Genomic DNA, 16,690 nt, shown 5'->3' with positions numbered 1-16,690 from the left:
ACCATGAAAAGACTAGCATTCGCATTTGCCGCTTCGGCAGCTGCCATCCTGAGCGTCGGCTCGGCCGCCCAGGCAGCCGACAAGACCAAGGTCTGCTTCGTCTACGTCGGCTCGCACACCGACGGCGGCTACTCGCAGGCGCACGACCTCGGCCGCCAGCAGATCCAGAAGGAATTCGGCGACAAGATCGACACGCCGTATCTCGAAAACGTTCCTGAAGGCCCGGATGCAGAGCGCGCCATCGAGCGTCTCGCCCGCTCCGGCTGCAAGCTGATCTTTACGACCTCGTTCGGCTTCATGGACGCCACCGTCAAGGTTGCCGCCAAGTTCCCGGATGTGAAGTTCGAGCACGGCACCGGCTACAAGTCCGGCCCGAACCTCGCGACCTACAACTCGCGCTTCTACGAAGGCCGCTACATCCTCGGCCAGATCGCCGCCAAGACCTCGAAGAACCATGGCGCTGCCTACATCGCCTCCTTCCCGATCCCGGAAGTGGTCATGGGCATCAACTCCTTCGAGCAGGGCGCGAAGTCTGTCGATCCTGATTTCAAGCTCAAGGTCATCTGGGTGAACACCTGGTTCGACCCGGGCAAGGAAGCCGACGCCGCCAAGGCCATGGTCGACCAGGGCGTCGACGTCCTGACGCAGCACACCGACACGACGGCCCCGATGCAGGTTGCTGAAGAACGCGGCATCCACGCATTCGGCCAGGCTTCCGACATGATCGCCGCCGGCCCGAAGGCACAGCTGACGGCTATCGTCGACACCTGGGGCAACTACTACTCCAAGCGCGTTCACGCGCTGCTCGATGGCACCTGGAAGTCCGAGCAGAGCTGGGACGGCCTGAAGGACGGCATCCTCAAGATGGCCGACTACACCAACATGCCTGACGACGTGAAGAAGATGGCGCAGGATACCGAAGCCAAGATCAAGTCGGGCGAGATTCACCCCTTCACCGGCCCGATCAACAAGCAGGACGGTACCCCGTGGCTGAAGGCTGGCGAGAAGGCTGACGATGCCACGCTGCTCGGCATGAACTTCTACGTTGAAGGCGTGGACGACAAGCTGCCGAAGTGAGCATTTCTCACTGTTAGCACGTGCGAAAGGGCGCTCGTTTCGGGCGCCCTTTTTGCTGCATTGCATACCAGAAAGTGCATTTACAAAAGTAATACTATATGATTTTCCTAGTGTGTGCCGCGGGAGGCGGCTTTTGGAGGAAATCATGAAATTCAAGACAGCACTCATGAGTGCCACGGTTTTTGCTGCCTGCATGTTCGGCTCGGCACAGGCCGCCGAACTGGTTGTCGGCTTCTCGCAGATCGGTTCGGAATCGGGCTGGCGCGCTGCTGAGACGACCGTCACCAAGGAAGAGGCGAAGAAGCGCGGCATCGACCTGAAGTTCGCCGACGCCCAGCAGAAGCAGGAAAACCAGATCAAGGCGATCCGCTCCTTCATCGCCCAGGGCGTCAACGCCATCCTGCTCGCACCGGTTGTTGAAACCGGCTGGGATGCGGTTCTGAAGGAAGCCAAGGAAGCCGATATCCCGGTCATCCTTCTCGACCGCACGATCAAGGCGCCTGAAGACCTCTACCTGACGGCCGTGACCTCCGACCAGGTTCACGAAGGCAAGGTTGCCGGTGACTGGCTCGTGAAGACCGTTGCCGACAAGAAGTGCAACATCGTCGAGCTCCAGGGCACTACCGGCTCGTCTCCGGCCATCGCCCGCAAGAAGGGCTTCGAGGAAGCCATTGCCGGCAAGTCGAACTTCAAGATCGTTCGCAGCCAGACCGGCGACTTTACCCGCACCAAGGGCAAGGAAGTCATGGAAAGCTTCCTGAAGGCTGAGAACGGCGGCAAGGACATCTGCGCCCTCTACGCCCATAACGACGATATGGCTGTCGGCGGTATCCAGGCGATCAAGGAAGCCGGCCTGAAGCCGGGCAAGGACATCCTCGTCGTCTCGATCGACTCCGTTCCTGATATCTTCAAGGCAATGGAAGCGGGTGAAGCCAATGCGACCGTCGAGCTGACACCGAACATGGCAGGCCCGGCATTCGACGCGCTCGACGCCTACCTCAAGGACAAGAAGGCTCCGGCCAAGTGGATCCAGACCGAATCGAAGCTCTACACCCAGGCTGACGATCCGAAGAAGGTCTACGAGTCCAAGAAGGGTCTCGGCTACTGATCTGACACATGAACCGCACCGGTCCATCATGGACCGGTGCGGAACTGCCGCGAACGCTGCCAGACATCATGTCGGGTTGCTATCAGGCCATGTCGGTCAATATCAGGAAAAGCCCACTTGATGATTCACAATTTCGAGAACGTCCTTGCCGCATCCGGCATATCGAAATTCTTCCCCGGAGCCGTCGCTCTCGACAAGGTCGATTTCACCCTTCGCAAGGGCGAAGTGCACGCGCTGCTCGGTGAAAACGGCGCCGGAAAATCGACGCTGATCAAGTGCATTACCGGTGCTTATCGCCGCGACGAAGGCAGCCTCACGCTTGATGGCGCCGAGATCGATCCGGCTGATACCCTTGCTGCGCAGCGGCTTGGCATCGGCACCGTGTATCAGGAGGTCAATCTCCTTTCCAATTTGAGCGTTGCCGAAAACCTGTTTCTCGGACGCCAGCCGAAGCGCTTCGGCATGATCGACGTTTCCGCCATGAACCGCCAGGCGAGCGAGTTGCTGCGACAATATGGCATGGAGATAGACGTCACCGCGCAGCTCGATCGCTTCTCCGTCGCCGTCCAGCAGGTCGTGGCCATTGCCCGCGCCGTCGATCTCTCCGGCAAGGTGTTGATCCTCGATGAACCGACGGCAAGTCTCGACGCGCAGGAAGTGGCGATGCTCTTCGGCATCTTGCGCGACTTGAAGAAACGCGGCCTCGGCATCGTCTTCATCACCCACTTCCTTGAGCAGGTCTACGACATCAGCGATCGCATCACGGTACTGCGCAATGGCAAGCTCGTCGGCACACGCGAGAAGGCCGAACTGCCGCGCCAAGGCCTGATCTCGATGATGCTCGGCCACGAATTGGCGCATGCCGAAGCCGCCGTGAAGGAACGCAGCGTCGCTGCCGGTCCCGTGAAATACAGCTTCGAGGGATACGGCAAGCGCGGCAAGGTGAAGCCGTTTGACCTGAACGTTCGTGTCGGCGAGGTCGTCGGCGTCGCCGGTCTGCTTGGCTCGGGACGCACGGAAACGGCCGAACTTCTCTTCGGCATCGAGAATGCCGATAGCGGCACCGCCAAGATCGACGGCAAGGCAGTGGCTCTCTCTAACCCGCGCGCCGCGATCCGCGCCGGTTTCGGCTTCTGCCCGGAGGATCGCAAGACCGATGGCATTTTCGGCGATCTCTCGATCCGCGAGAACATCGCGCTGGCGCTGCAGGCGCGCCGAGGATGGGCGCGGCCGCTGTCTCGCGGCGAGCAGAACACGCTTGCCGACCAGTACATCAAGGCGCTCGACATCCGCACCACCGACCGCGAAAAGCCGATCCGTCTGCTGTCAGGCGGCAATCAGCAGAAGGCGATCCTCGCCCGCTGGCTGGCCACCAATCCTGATTTCCTGATCCTGGACGAGCCGACCCGCGGCATCGATGTCGGCGCCCATGCCGAGATCATAAAGCTGATCGAGGAGCTCTGCGAAAGGGGCATGTCTCTGATCGTTATTTCATCGGAATTAGAAGAGCTTATCGCCTACAGTTCACGTATTTTGGTATTGCGGGACCGCGAACATGTGGCGGAGTTGACGGGTGAGAACGTCAGCACGTCGCGCATCGTCCAAGCAATTGCCGCCGTGCAGAAAAAGACGGAGGACGCATGACGTCGTCACAGAAGGCGCTGCTCATTCGCCTGGCACCGCAATTGATCGCGCTAGCCGTCATATTGCTGTTGAACTTCATTATGTTCCCACAGTTTTTTAATGTCACAATTCAAAATGGCCGGCTCTACGGCAGCTTGATCGACGTCTTGAATCGCGGTGCGCCCGTAGCGCTGCTGGCGATCGGCATGACGCTCGTTATCGCCACCAAGGGCATAGACCTCTCCGTCGGCGCGGTCATCGCCATCTGCGGCGCCGTCGCAGCGTCGTCGATCGTCTCAGGCAACTCGCTCGCCTGGACGCTGGTGCTGACGCTGCTGATCGGTCTCGCATGCGGCGTCTGGAACGGCTTCCTTGTGGCTGTCCTCAACATCCAGCCGATCATCGCCACGCTGGTGCTGATGGTGGCCGGTCGCGGCATCGCGCAGCTGATCACCGAGGGCGTGATTATGACCTTCAACGATGACGGTCTGATCTTCTTCGGCAGCGGCTCCTTCGCTTTCATGCCGATGCCCGTCGTCATCTGGCTGGTCGTCGGCGTTCTGGTCACGCTGCTCGTTCGCCGCACCGCGCTCGGCATGCTCGTCGAGGCAACCGGCATCAACCGCCGCGCAAGCACTCTGTCGGGCGTCCGCACGCCGGTGCTGCTGATGGCGGTCTACATGCTGAGCGGACTTTGCGCGGCGATCGCCGGCATCATCGTCGCTGCCGACATCAAGGGCGCCGACGCCAACAATGCCGGCCTCTGGCTCGAGCTCGACGCGATCCTCGCGGTCGTCGTCGGTGGCAACTCGCTGCTCGGCGGCCGCTTCAGCATCGTCGGCTCGCTCATCGGCGCGATGATCATCCAGGCGGTCAACACCGGCATCCTGCTCTCAGGCTTCCCGCCGGAGTTCAACCTGATCATCAAGGCGGTGATTGTTTTGGTCATCCTGGTGATCCAGTCGCCGGCCGTGCAATCGGCAGCCGTCTTTATGGGGCGTCGCTCCGGCCCGAGAGGGGAACTGCAGAAATGAATTCGAAATACCTGCCGCTTCTCGCGACAATCGTGATCTTCATCCTCTCCTACGCCGTCTGCGCCACGCAGTATCCGAGCATGCTGTCGACGCGCGTGGTCGGCAATCTCTTGACCGACAACGCCTTCCTCGGCATTGCCGCCGTCGGCATGACCTTCGTGATCATCTCGGGTGGCATCGACCTGTCGATCGGCTCGGTCATCGCTTTCACGGGCGTGTTCTTAGCCGTCATCCTGCAGAACACCAGCATTCATCCGCTGGTCGCCTTCGCGCTGGTGCTCGTCATCACCACGGCTTTCGGCGCGGCGATGGGCGCCGTGATCCATTATCTGCAGATGCCTGCCTTCATCGTCACGCTTGCCGGCATGTTCCTGGCGCGCGGGATGGCCTTCGTGCTCTCCATCGACAGCATCCCGATCGGCCACGATTATTACAACACGCTGTCAGGCCTCTATTACAAGCTGCCGGGCGGCGGCCGACTCACTTTGATCGGTGCCGTGATGCTCCTGGTCTTCGCCGTCGGCATCTTCATCGCCCACCGCACCCGCTTCGGCACCAACGTTTACGCGCTTGGCGGTGGGGCCCACACGGCGCAGTTGATGGGTGTGCCGGTTGGTCGCACCACAATTCAGATTTATGCGCTTTCCGGCTTCCTTGCCGGCCTGTCCGGAATCGTTTTTTCCCTCTATACGTCCGCCGGCTACTCGTTGGCGGCTGTCGGTGTCGAGCTCGATGCCATCGCGGCGGTTGTCATTGGGGGCACTTTGCTGACGGGTGGAGCGGGATTTGTAGCAGGGACCTTTATCGGGCTCCTGATACAAGGGTTGATTCAGACCTACATCACCTTCGATGGAACACTCTCCAGTTGGTGGACGAAGATACTGATCGGCCTGCTGCTTTTTGCATTCATCCTGATGCAGAAAGCCATCCTGTTCCTCTCGAGTTTGAACAAGAGGTATGCCTGACGGGGGCCGTGGCTTGCGCAATCGAATTCTGGACACCGGGAAGACACAACGCCGATCTCGCACCAGCCACGCACAGGTGGTGGACGAACTCGGCCGCGCCATCGTGGCCGGCACCTATCCCGTCGGGAGCATCCTTCCTGGCGACATCGAACTCGCGCAGCGCTTCAAGGTGTCCCGCACGGTTCTTCGCGAAACGATGAAGACGCTGGCCGCCAAGGGCATGATCGTCGCCAAGGCGCGCGTCGGCACCCGGGTCACCGAAAAGAGCCAGTGGAACATGTTCGACAGCGAAGTGATCGCCTGGCACTTCGATGACGACGTGACCGAGGAATTTCTGCTGCAGCTCTACGATATTCGGCTGGCCGTCGAACCTTTCGCGGCTGGCCTCGCGGCCGAACGGGCAACGCCTGAGGAGATCGCACTCCTGACCGATCTCGCCAAGGAGATGGCCGCGCCCGACCATACGACGGAGAGTCTCGCTATGGCCGATCTCGAGTTCCACCTCGCCGTCGCCGATGCCGCGCACAATCCTTTCATGCATACGCTCGGCAGCCTGATCGAGGCCGCGCTCGTAGGCATGTTCCGCATCAGCACGCCGCCCTCGCAGAGCGGCTTCTCGAACATCGCCGAAACGCACATGCGCATCGTCAAGGCGATCGCGGCAGGCGACGTGCCGGCCGCCCGTTCAGCGATGGAGGCGGTCATCGTCGAGGGCCGCGATCATGTGCATGACGCCTACGCCGGAATGACCAAGGTATCGGCCTAATCCATTTTGATCTTTGTTCCGTGTTCGTCTTGCTGCTATGAGGCGGCAACGCGCCTGTAACGGATTCTTGGGAGCAGACCATGGAACGCACTTGTCTTGCCGTCATTCTCGCTGCGGGTGACAGCACGCGAATGAAATCGTCGAAGTCGAAGGTTCTCCACCCGGTGGCCAACCGCCCGATGATCGCCCATGTCGTCGAAGCCGTGGCCAAGACCGATATCGGCGCTGTGGCGCTCGTGGTCGGCCGTGATGCCGACGAGGTTGCCACGGCGGCTGCTGTCGGCGGCGTCGAGATCGAGGCCTATCTCCAGAAAGAACGCCTTGGCACCGGCCATGCCGTTCTCGCCGCACGCGACGCAATTGCGCGCGGTTATGACGATGTGATCGTCACCTATGGCGACGTTCCCCTGCAGACGGAAGCGCCTCTGAAGGCGGCACGCCAGGCGCTGGCTGATGGTAGTGATATCGTCGTCATCGGCTTTCACACCGACAAGCCGACCGGCTACGGCCGCCTGCTGGTCAAGGATGGTGAGCTGATCGCCATACGCGAGGAAAAGGACGCGACCGACGCCGAGCGCGCCGTCACCTGGTGCAACAGCGGCCTGATGGCCATCAACGGCCGCAAGGCGCTGGAGCTTCTGGCGCTGATCGGCAACAACAATGCCAAGGGCGAGTATTATCTGACCGACCTCGTTGAGATCGCCCGCTCGCAGGGCGGCCGCGTCACTGCGGTCGATGCCCCCGAGGTCGAAATGACCGGCACCAACAACCGCGCCGAGCTCGCCGTCATCGAGCGGCTCTGGCAGGAGCGTCGTCGCCACGAACTGATGATCTCGGGCGTCACCATGGTCGCCCCCGAAACCGTCTTCCTGTCCTACGACACCGTCATCGGCCAGGATGCGTTGATCGAACCGAACGTCGTCTTTGGCCCCGGTGTGGTGATCGACGGCGGCGCCGTCATCCATGCCTTCTCGCACATCGAGGGCGCACATGTCAGCGTCGGCGCGACGGTCGGCCCGTTCGCGCGCCTGCGGCCGGGCGCCGATCTCGCCGAGGGATCGAAGGTCGGCAATTTCTGCGAGGTGAAGAACGGCAAGGTGGGCGAGGGCGCCAAGGTCAATCACCTGACCTATATCGGCGACGCGCGCATTGGCGCCGGCGCGAATATCGGCGCGGGCACGATCACCTGCAACTATGATGGCGTCAACAAGAGCGAAACGATCATCGGCGCAAACGCTTTCGTCGGTTCGAACTCCTCGCTGGTGGCGCCCATAAGCATTGGCGACAACGCCTACATCGCCTCAGGCAGCGTCATCACCAATGACGTTCCGGCTGATGCGCTTGCCTTCGGACGCGCGCGCCAGGAGATCAAGCCCGGCCGCGCCACCATCTTGCGCGAACTGGCGCTTGCGAAGAAGGCCGCCAAGAAGGCGAAAGGCTGATTGTCTTCGTAACGCGCGGTCACCGAAAGTGACCGCCGGGCCGATTGAGTAAAAAGCGAAAATTGTTACGACTGCCTGCAATTGATTGCTGGCTCTGGGGATTTCTTTATGTGTGGTATTGTTGGTATCGTTGGTAATAGCCCTGTGGCGGTGCGTCTGGTCGATGCGCTGAAGCGGCTCGAATATCGCGGTTATGATTCCGCCGGCGTTGCCACCATCCACGATGGCGCCATGGACCGCCGTCGCGCCGAAGGCAAACTCTTCAATCTTGAAAAACGCCTCGATAGCGAGCCGCTGGCCGGCACGACCGGTATCGCGCACACCCGCTGGGCAACGCATGGCGTTCCCAACGAAACCAACGCCCACCCGCATTTCGTCAAGGGCGTCGCCGTCGTACACAACGGCATCATCGAGAACTTCTCCGAACTGCGCGACGAACTGACCGCCGAGGGCGCCGTCTTCGAAACGCAGACCGACACAGAAGTCGTGGCGCACCTGGTTGCGAAGTATCTCGGCGAAGGCCTCGAGCCGCGCGCGGCGATGATGAAGATGCTGAACCGCGTCACCGGCGCCTACGCACTGGCCGTCATGCTGCAGAAGGACCCCGACACGATCATGGCGGCGCGCTCCGGCCCGCCGCTCGCCGTCGGCTACGGCAAGGGCGAGATGTTCCTGGGCTCGGATGCCATCGCGCTGTCGCCCTTCACCAGCGAGATCACCTATCTCGTCGACGGCGACTGGGCGGTTCTGACCAAGGACGGCGCGACCATTCTCGATTTCGACGGCAACGAAGTTTCGCGTCCGCGCCAGATCTCGCAGACGACGGCCTATGTCGTCGACAAGGGCAACCATCGCCACTTCATGGAAAAGGAAATCTACGAGCAGCCCGAGGTCATCTCCCACGCGCTCAGCCAGTATGTGGATTTCGCCAGCAACACGATCAGCGCCAACGCGGCGGCGATCGATTTCAAGTCGGTGACGGGTCTCGCCATCTCCGCATGCGGCACCGCCTATCTCGCCGGTCTCGTCGGCAAATACTGGTTCGAGCGCTATGCGCGCCTGCCGGTTGAGATCGACGTTGCCTCGGAGTTCCGCTACCGCGAAATGCCGCTGTCGCCGACGCAGGCAGCGCTCTTCATCTCGCAATCAGGCGAGACCGCCGATACGCTGGCCTCGCTGCGCTACTGCAAGGACAATGGCCTGAAGATCGGAGCGGTCGTCAACGTCAAGGAATCGACGATCGCCCGTGAATCGGACGCGATCTTCCCGATCATGGCGGGCCCCGAAATCGGCGTCGCCTCCACCAAGGCCTTCACCTGCCAGCTCGCCGTTCTGGCATCGCTGGCGCTCGGCGCCGGCAAGGCGAGGGGCACGATCGGCCCGGATCAGGAAAAGGAGTTGGTGCGCCATCTCGCCGAGATGCCGCGCATCATGAGCCGCGTGCTCAACGCCATTCAGCCGCAGATGGAAACCTTGTCGCGTGAACTGTCGAAGTGCAAGGACGTGCTCTATCTCGGTCGTGGCACGAGCTATCCGCTTGCCATGGAAGGTGCGCTGAAGCTCAAGGAAATCTCCTATATCCACGCCGAAGGCTATGCGGCCGGCGAGTTGAAGCATGGCCCGATCGCGCTGATCGACGAGAACATGCCCGTCATCGTCATCGCGCCCTACGACCGCTTCTTCGAAAAGACCGTGTCGAACATGCAGGAAGTGGCAGCCCGCGGCGGTCGTATCATCTTCATCACCGATGAAGCGGGTGCCGCGCATTCCAAGCTGCCGACCATGGCGACGATCGTTCTTCCCAATGTCGACGAAATCATCGCGCCGATGATCTTTTCACTGCCGATCCAGCTTCTGGCCTATCACACGGCGGTCTTCATGGGCACCGATGTGGATCAGCCGCGCAATCTCGCCAAGTCGGTCACGGTCGAGTGAGTCCGACCGACCGAGGCTTGTGCGGGGCGGCGAATTCTGGCAGTTTTTGGCACGGAAAGCACGGGGGCACTGATTTCCGATCGCAGCTAAACTCAACGGAGTTCGTCGGCATACGATGACGGAAAAACTGCCCCGATTGTCGGTCGCGACGCGCATCAGAAACAACTTTCTGGCGGGCATCATCATCTGCGCGCCGATCGCCATCACGCTGTGGCTGACATGGTCGGTGGTGCGCTGGGCCGATAGCTGGGTGAAACCCTACCTTCCGGCGCGCTACGACCCCGACAACTACCTGAATTTCGCCGTTCCGGGCTCCGGCCTGCTGATCGGCCTGATCATCATCACCATCATCGGCTTTCTCGGCAAGAACCTGATCGGCCAGCAGATCGTGATGTTCAGCGAGTCTCTCGTGCGCCGCGTACCGCTGGTCCGCGTCATCTACAAGAGCGTTAAGCAGATTTTCGAGACGGTGCTCAAGGAGCGCAGCAACTCCTTCAAGAAGGTCGGGCTGATCGAGTATCCGAGCCAAGGCCTCTGGGCGATGGTCTTTATCGCGACGGATGCGAAGGGCGAGATCGCCTCGAAGTTCAATGCCATGGGCCACGACATGGTCAGCGTCTTCCTGCCGCCGACCCCGGTGCCGACGGCGGGCTTCCTGATTTTCGTGCCGCGCGAAAAGATCGTGCTGCTCGACATGTCGCCGGAAGACGCCGCGAAGCTCTTGATCTCTGGCGGCCTCGTAACCCCGGAAGAACTGGCCTCGCAGATCGCGGCACCTGAGCCTGCGCGCAAGCCGCTGCCTGCGCCGGTTGAGATGTAATCCAGCCGGTTCAGCCGCCGGCCTTCTCCCACTTCTTCACCAACCGGTCGCGCTTCAGCTTCGACAGTCGCTGTAGCCAGAAAATCCCGTCGAGCTGGTCGACCTCGTGCTGGATGCAGATGGCAAGGAAGCCCTCCGCGTCCGCCTCGTGCGTGTGTCCATCAACATCCTGATAGCGAAACCGGATCGCGTTCGGTCGGATCACCTCGTCGGTAGCCCCAGGCATCGAGACGCTGCCCTCGGTATTGCGGCTGGTCTCCCCGGATGCGCTGACGATCTCGGGATTGACGTAAACCCGCACCCCATCCTCACGACTAAGCTCGATGACGGTCACGCGCTCGAACACGCCGATATGCGCCGCGGTGATGCCGACACCAGGGGCCGCACGCATCGTGTCGAGGAGATCGGCGACAAGCGTGCGGAGCCTGTCGTCGAAGGCTGTCACCGGTGCGCAGGGCGTTTTGAGACCGGGGTGAGGGAAGCGTAGAATGGGGCGGACGGTCACGAAAACCTCTCCTGATTTCAGATGCGTCGAAACTATCTTCCGACTGGCGAATTGTCATCCGTATGAACGGTTTAACGCTGGACGTTCCCATGTCTTTCGGCTAGCACGGGTTGAATTCCGGCGTATCGAAGCGTTCTAAACTTCGAAAGAGATGCGAGGGCGGCAAAGATGACGAACGACGCAGAAGAGCTCGTCCGCACGCGTCCGGAGGACAGCGAAGCCGACCTCTACGACGAGAATGGAAACGTCCGCAGCGACTTCCTGGCGCTGGTCGGCGCGGCAATCGCCGACCGCGATACGATCTTCCTCAGACAGCATGTCGCGCGCCTGCACGAATCGGAACTGGGCGATCTGCTGGAATCGATCCAGCCCGATCAGCGCTTAGCGCTCGTTCGCCTGCTCGGCGACCAGTTCGACATGACGGCGCTGACCGAGGTCGACGAGGCGATCCGCCGCGAGATCGTCGACCAGATGCCGAACGAGCAGATCGCAGCCGCGATCGGCGAACTCGATTCGGACGACGCCGTCTACATTCTGGAAGATCTCGACCAGGAAGACCGCGACGAGATCCTGGCGCAGCTGCCCTTCACCGAGCGCGTTCGCCTGCGCCGGGCGCTCGACTATCCTGAGAGCTCCGCCGGCCGCCGCATGCAGACGGAGTTCGTCGCCGTGCCGCCGTTCTGGACGGTCGGACAGACGATTGACTACATGCGCGACGAGGAGAACCTGCCGGATTCCTTCTCGCAGATCTTCGTCATCGACCCGACGTTCAAACTGCTCGGCGCCATCGATCTCGACAAGATCCTGCGCACCAAGCGGCAGAACAAGATCGAAACGATCATGCGCGAGACCAACCACCCGATCCCGGCCGAGATGGACCAGGAAGAGGCGGCGCAGCTCTTCGAGCAATACGACCTTCTCTCCGCCGCCGTCGTCGACGAGAACGACCGGCTGGTCGGCGTGCTCACCATCGATGATGTCGTCGACGTCATCCACGAAGAGGCCGACGAGGACATCAAGCGCCTCGGCGGTGTCGGCGATGAAGAGCTGTCGGACAACGTCTTCTCGACGGTCAAATCGCGTTTCCTGTGGCTGGTGATCAATCTTGGCACAGCACTTCTATCGGCCAGCGTCATCGGCCTGTTCGACGGCTCGATCGAGAAGATGATCGCGCTGGCCGTGCTGATGCCGATCGTGGCCTCCATGGGCGGCAATGCCGGGACGCAGACCATGACCGTGACCGTGCGCGCGCTCGCGACCGGCGATCTCGATATATACAATGCAGGCCGCGTCATCCGAAGGGAAGTGGCGGTCGGCCTTGCCAATGGCGCCATGTTCTCCGTGATCATGGGCACCATCGCCGCCACATGGTTTCATGACTACCAGCTTGGCTTCGTCATCGGCTCCGCGATGATCATCAATCTCTTCGCCGCAGCCGTCGCCGGCATTCTTTTGCCGTTGTTGCTGGATAAGGTCGGCGCCGATCCCGCCATTGCCTCGTCGGTTTTCGTGACCACGGTCACCGATTGCACCGGCTTCTTCGCTTTTCTGGGGATCGCCACCTGGTGGTTTGGCATATAGGCAACTCGCAGCCGGGTTGCACAAATTGACTATTACGTAAAAGTCAATATTATGGTTCCTGAATATCGAGGGATCCATGCCGGTAAGCAAATATTACAGTATCACGGAGTTGACGCGCGAATTCGGAGTTTCGACGCGCACGCTTCGCTTTTATGAAGACGAAGGCCTCATTCACCCGGAGCGTCGTGGCCGCACGCGGCTGTTTCGCCCGACCGATCGGCGCCTGATCCAGGAAATCCTGCGCGGTCGCCGCATCGGCTTCACCATCGCCGAAATTCGCGAAATCATTCAGGTCTACAAGGAGCCGCCGGGCGAGCTCGGACAGCTGAAGCTGCTGATGAAGCGCGTCGACGAAAAGCGCGAGGACCTGCGCCAGAAGCGCAAGGATATCGACGACACGCTTGCCGAACTCGACAATATCGAAGAATCCTGCCTCGGCCGCCTCGCAGAAATCGGCGTCGGCACCTGATCAGCCAATGCGCCCCTTATTGGGGCGCTGCGCTGCATTCGCTGGCAAGGCTGAGGATGCGACCATCATCGGCCTTGACCTCGCCGGATTGAAACGGCGTGAACAGCTTCTGTTCCTGCAGTTTATCGAGCGTGCACTGGCAGAAACTGCGACACAATGCTTCGCCTTCCTGCAGGCTGCAGGACGTGTTGCATTGCTGCAGGTAGGTTTGCACGGGATCGGGCTTGGCCGGCGGCACGATGTATGCCAGGGCAAACGCAATCGAGATCAGCACCGGCTGGTGGATGAGGTAGAAGGCGAGGCTGTGCCGGCCCAGCCGCGCAAGCAGGCTCGATCCAGTCCCTAGACCGGCGAGCTTCGCCGGCAGCTTGGTGCGCAAAGCGATCGCAGCACTCGTCAGGCCAAGCAGAAACGGCACCATCCACGGAAACAACGGAACATAGTCGTTGGAGCGTTGCGGCATTTCCGCAAAGCCGATCCAGGCGAAGTAGCGCGGGTCGAAGAACGGCGAGCGCAGGATACCCGGCGACACCCATGTATCGGCGATCCAGCCGACGACCGCCACGATGGTGACGGCGACGATCGCGGGCAGGGGCAACCGCAACAGCAGCACGCCAACCACGCTCAGCACGGCGATGCAGTGCAGGATCCCAAAGAAGATCCACTCTCCGGGCATGAAGAAATAGGTCGCCACGGAGATGGCCACCGACGCGGCGGCGATCATCGCGAACCGCTTCCAGAACGAAGTCCAGCGCGTCTCCGGCGTATTGGCGAGAACCAGGCTGACGCCGACGATGAACAGGAAGGTCGAGGCGATGGCGCGGGCATAGAGCTTCAGCCAGCCGGTCTCGGCCGTGCCCGGCGCAAGATAGCCGACGAACTCCATGTCCCAGGTGAAATGATAAGTCGCCATCGCGATCAGCGCTGCGCCACGCAGCGTGTCGAGCAGGCCGATGCGCGGCGGCTTTGGCGCCGCTGCGTTCTCCGTCGCCGGAACAGTCATTCACAATCCCCCAGATGAGTCGTTTCCGTCGGCTGACGGATTGCTGCGGGGAATAGGAGAAAGGTGGAGATTTGATGACGGCTCGCGATCCATGATCGCCAGCCGCGCCTCCGAGAAGAACTGCCGCCGCGTCAGGACGACGATGACGATCGTGGTCGTCAGCATGAAGACGTAGGGGTTTATGAACCAGCCGAGATAGCCGATCGACAGGAAGATCGCCCTGAGCCCCTCGTTAAAGTGGCCGCCGGCGATGATGTTCATGCGGATGACCCGCTCAGCCGCGCGCTCCGCCGCCAGAACGTCGTTTTCCGTGTCGCGCATCATCGGGATGCCGCCGAACAGGATGGTGCAGTAGTTGAACAGGCGATAGGACCAGCCGAACTTGAAGAAGGCATAGCCGAACAGCGCCGCCAGACCGCCGACCTTCATCTCGAACACCGCGTGGCCGCTATGGAGAACCAGCGGCAGATCTGCGAACACCGCATCCACCTTTTCCGTCGCGCCGAGCAGCGCGAAGCAGCTGCCGACCGCGAAGATCGAGGTGGAGGCGAAGAAGGCCGTGCCGTTCTGCAGGCCGGCCATGATCTGCGTATCGATCATCTTCAGGTCGCGGCGCAGGGAATTGTAGATCCACTCGCGCCGCCGCTCGATCATCGCATGCGTAAGGCTGGTGCGGCCGAAGAGGCTTGCGCTGCGCAACAGTCGCGCATAGCCGAACCACATGAGCGCGAAGAAGCACAGGGCGATGTAATCTGGTGTCGTCATCATTATATTGATTCAGTCCCTCTCCACGCGCCCACTCTATAGATAGAAGCGCTGACCGCAACAACGGGCGGAAGTGGAACCTTTCACAGGATGATGTCGCACGCGTGAAATGCTATGTCGGTGGACCGAACGGATCGCAAGCCGCGCTGGCGTAGCTTGATTAAGTAAATTCTCAACAGGACGCACAAATGTTCCTTTCTGTTTTCGACGTATTCAAGATCGGCGTCGGCCCTTCCAGTTCCCACACGATGGGGCCGATGACGGCGGCGACCCGCTTTCTCGATCTGATTCTGTCGGATGAATGGCCGCGCCCGTCGTCGGGTGCCAATGTCGCGGCGATCAAGGTCAGCCTGCACGGCTCGCTCGCCCACACCGGCATCGGCCACGGGACGGGCAGGGCCGTCATCCTCGGCCTGATGGGCGAGCAGCCTGACAGCGTCGATCCCGATCAGATGGACGGCATTATCGACAAGGTCGAGCGCTCCGGCCGTATTACGCCACCCGGACACCCGGCCTATCAGTTCCAGCCGAAGACCGATCTGGTGTTCGACAAGAAGCAGCCGCTTCCGGGCCACGCCAACGGCATGTCCTTCTCCGCCTTCGACAAGGACGGTCGAATGCTCGTCCGTCGCATCTACTATTCCGTCGGCGGCGGCTTCGTCGTGACCGACACGGAACTGGAGACAATGCGCGCCAAGAAGAAGATGCCGTCGGATGGCGTCAAGGTGCCGTATCCCTTCTCCACCGCCAAGCAGATGCTCGACATGGCGGCGCGCTCCGGCATCTCGATCGCACAGATGAAGCGCGCCAACGAGGAAAGCCAGCGCAGCCGCGAGGAGCTCGACGAGGGCCTCGACCGGATTTGGGAAGCGATGCGCTCCTGCATCGAACGCGGCCTCAAGGTCGATGGCATCATGCCGGGTGGCCTCAATGTCCGCCGCCGCGCTCGTTCCATCCACGACAAGCTGCAGGAAGAGTGGCGCAGCAACCGCATCAATCCGCTGCTCGCCAACGACTGGCTGAGCGTCTACGCCATGGCCGTCAACGAGGAGAACGCTGCGGGCGGCCGCGTGGTCACCGCGCCGACCAACGGTGCGGCCGGCGTCATCCCGGCGACGATCCGCTATTACGAACACTTTCACGACGATTGGGATCAGAACGGCATCCGAGACTACCTGCTGACGGCAGCGGCCGTCGGCGGCATCATCAAGCACAACGCCTCGATCTCGGGCGCCGAAGTCGGCTGTCAGGGCGAAGTCGGCTCGGCTGCCGCAATGGCCGCCGCCGGTCTCGCCGCCGTCATGGGCGGAACACCGGAGCAGATCGAGAATGCAGCCGAGATCGCGCTGGAACACCATCTCGGCATGAGCTGCGATCCTGTCGCCGGTCTCGTTCAGGTTCCCTGCATCGAACGCAATGCGCTTGGCGCCGTGAAGGCCGTGACCGCCGCATCGCTGGCGATCAAGGGTGACGGTCGCCACTTCGTTCCGCTCGACGCTTGTATCGAGACCATGCGCCAGACCGGCTACGACATGAGCGAGAAGTACAAGGAAACCTCGACCGGCGGCCTCGCGGTCAACGTCGTGGAGTGTTGATA

15 protein-coding genes are annotated in these 16,690 nt (G+C 61.4%); 12 read left to right on the top strand and 3 right to left on the bottom strand.

The window, feature by feature from the left end:
• Positions 1-3 precede the first annotated feature (3 nt).
• From ACCD05_RS00550 to ACCD05_RS00510, 9 genes are all read left to right on the top strand, one after another.
• Positions 4-1,077 (top strand): BMP family ABC transporter substrate-binding protein, encoded by a 1,074-nt coding sequence (locus tag ACCD05_RS00550; RefSeq protein ID WP_413390513.1) that lies wholly within the window; start codon positions 4-6, stop codon positions 1,075-1,077.
• Between the two features lie 145 nt (positions 1,078-1,222).
• Positions 1,223-2,185, top strand: coding sequence for a galactofuranose ABC transporter, galactofuranose-binding protein YtfQ (ytfQ, locus tag ACCD05_RS00545; RefSeq protein ID WP_018899940.1), 963 nt, complete (start codon positions 1,223-1,225; stop codon positions 2,183-2,185).
• A gap of 120 nt (positions 2,186-2,305) precedes the next feature.
• Positions 2,306-3,829: a galactofuranose ABC transporter, ATP-binding protein YtfR gene (ytfR, locus tag ACCD05_RS00540; protein ID WP_413391043.1), complete on the top strand. Its 1,524-nt coding sequence runs from the start codon at positions 2,306-2,308 to the stop codon at positions 3,827-3,829.
• Complete coding sequence (locus tag ACCD05_RS00535) at positions 3,826-4,842, top strand: ABC transporter permease (RefSeq protein ID WP_413390511.1); 1,017 nt, start codon at positions 3,826-3,828, stop codon at positions 4,840-4,842. The genes ytfR and ACCD05_RS00535 overlap by 4 nt, the downstream gene beginning before the upstream one ends.
• Positions 4,839-5,807 (top strand): galactofuranose ABC transporter, permease protein YjfF, encoded by a 969-nt coding sequence (gene yjfF / locus ACCD05_RS00530; RefSeq protein WP_413390509.1) that lies wholly within the window; start codon positions 4,839-4,841, stop codon positions 5,805-5,807. Before ACCD05_RS00535 ends, yjfF begins: the two co-directional genes overlap by 4 nt.
• Positions 5,808-5,820: 13 nt before the next feature.
• Complete coding sequence (locus tag ACCD05_RS00525; RefSeq protein WP_112979764.1) at positions 5,821-6,573, top strand: FadR/GntR family transcriptional regulator; 753 nt, start codon at positions 5,821-5,823, stop codon at positions 6,571-6,573.
• Between the two features lie 80 nt (positions 6,574-6,653).
• Positions 6,654-8,015 carry a bifunctional UDP-N-acetylglucosamine diphosphorylase/glucosamine-1-phosphate N-acetyltransferase GlmU gene (gene glmU, locus ACCD05_RS00520; protein ID WP_413390506.1) on the top strand — a complete coding sequence of 454 codons (1,362 nt, stop codon included), beginning with the start codon at positions 6,654-6,656 and terminating at the stop codon, positions 8,013-8,015.
• A 108-nt stretch (positions 8,016-8,123) separates the two neighbouring features.
• A complete protein-coding gene (gene glmS, locus ACCD05_RS00515) occupies positions 8,124-9,950 on the top strand; it encodes a glutamine--fructose-6-phosphate transaminase (isomerizing) (protein WP_413390504.1) in 1,827 nt (608 codons plus the stop codon).
• 115 nt (positions 9,951-10,065) lie between these two features.
• On the top strand, positions 10,066-10,770 hold the full coding sequence (locus tag ACCD05_RS00510) for a DUF502 domain-containing protein (RefSeq protein ID WP_413390502.1): 705 nt from the start codon (positions 10,066-10,068) through the stop codon (positions 10,768-10,770).
• A gap of 10 nt (positions 10,771-10,780) precedes the next feature.
• Here ACCD05_RS00510 and ACCD05_RS00505 read toward each other — a convergent pair whose 3' ends face one another.
• Positions 10,781-11,275, bottom strand: coding sequence for a peptide deformylase (locus ACCD05_RS00505; protein WP_413390500.1), 495 nt, complete (start codon positions 11,273-11,275; stop codon positions 10,781-10,783).
• Positions 11,276-11,443: 168 nt separating this feature from the next.
• Between ACCD05_RS00505 and mgtE the strand changes: the two genes are divergently transcribed.
• Positions 11,444-12,856, top strand: coding sequence for a magnesium transporter (mgtE, locus tag ACCD05_RS00500; protein WP_018899931.1), 1,413 nt, complete (start codon positions 11,444-11,446; stop codon positions 12,854-12,856).
• A 76-nt stretch (positions 12,857-12,932) separates the two neighbouring features.
• On the top strand, positions 12,933-13,325 hold the full coding sequence (locus ACCD05_RS00495) for a MerR family transcriptional regulator (RefSeq protein ID WP_018899930.1): 393 nt from the start codon (positions 12,933-12,935) through the stop codon (positions 13,323-13,325).
• 16 nt (positions 13,326-13,341) lie between these two features.
• Here ACCD05_RS00495 and ACCD05_RS00490 read toward each other — a convergent pair whose 3' ends face one another.
• Both ACCD05_RS00490 and ACCD05_RS00485 read right to left on the bottom strand, forming a co-directional pair.
• On the bottom strand, positions 13,342-14,328 hold the full coding sequence (locus ACCD05_RS00490) for a heparan-alpha-glucosaminide N-acetyltransferase (RefSeq protein WP_413390497.1): 987 nt from the start codon (positions 14,326-14,328) through the stop codon (positions 13,342-13,344).
• Positions 14,329-15,093 carry a DUF599 family protein gene (locus tag ACCD05_RS00485; protein WP_047510582.1) on the bottom strand — a complete coding sequence of 255 codons (765 nt, stop codon included), beginning with the start codon at positions 15,091-15,093 and terminating at the stop codon, positions 14,329-14,331. It abuts the gene before it with no gap.
• Between the two features lie 188 nt (positions 15,094-15,281).
• Between ACCD05_RS00485 and ACCD05_RS00480 the strand changes: the two genes are divergently transcribed.
• Positions 15,282-16,688, top strand: a complete 1,407-nt coding sequence (locus ACCD05_RS00480; RefSeq protein WP_413390495.1) for an L-serine ammonia-lyase — start codon at positions 15,282-15,284, stop codon at positions 16,686-16,688.
• The last annotated feature ends 2 nt before the right edge of the window (positions 16,689-16,690 follow it).

Origin of the sequence: Rhizobium sp. Rhizsp42, from assembly GCF_047304155.1 — a bacterium.
GTDB lineage: Bacteria > Pseudomonadota > Alphaproteobacteria > Rhizobiales > Rhizobiaceae > Rhizobium.
The sequence above is the reverse complement of the archived record's forward strand: the minus strand, read 5'-3'. Positions and strand labels throughout refer to the sequence as shown.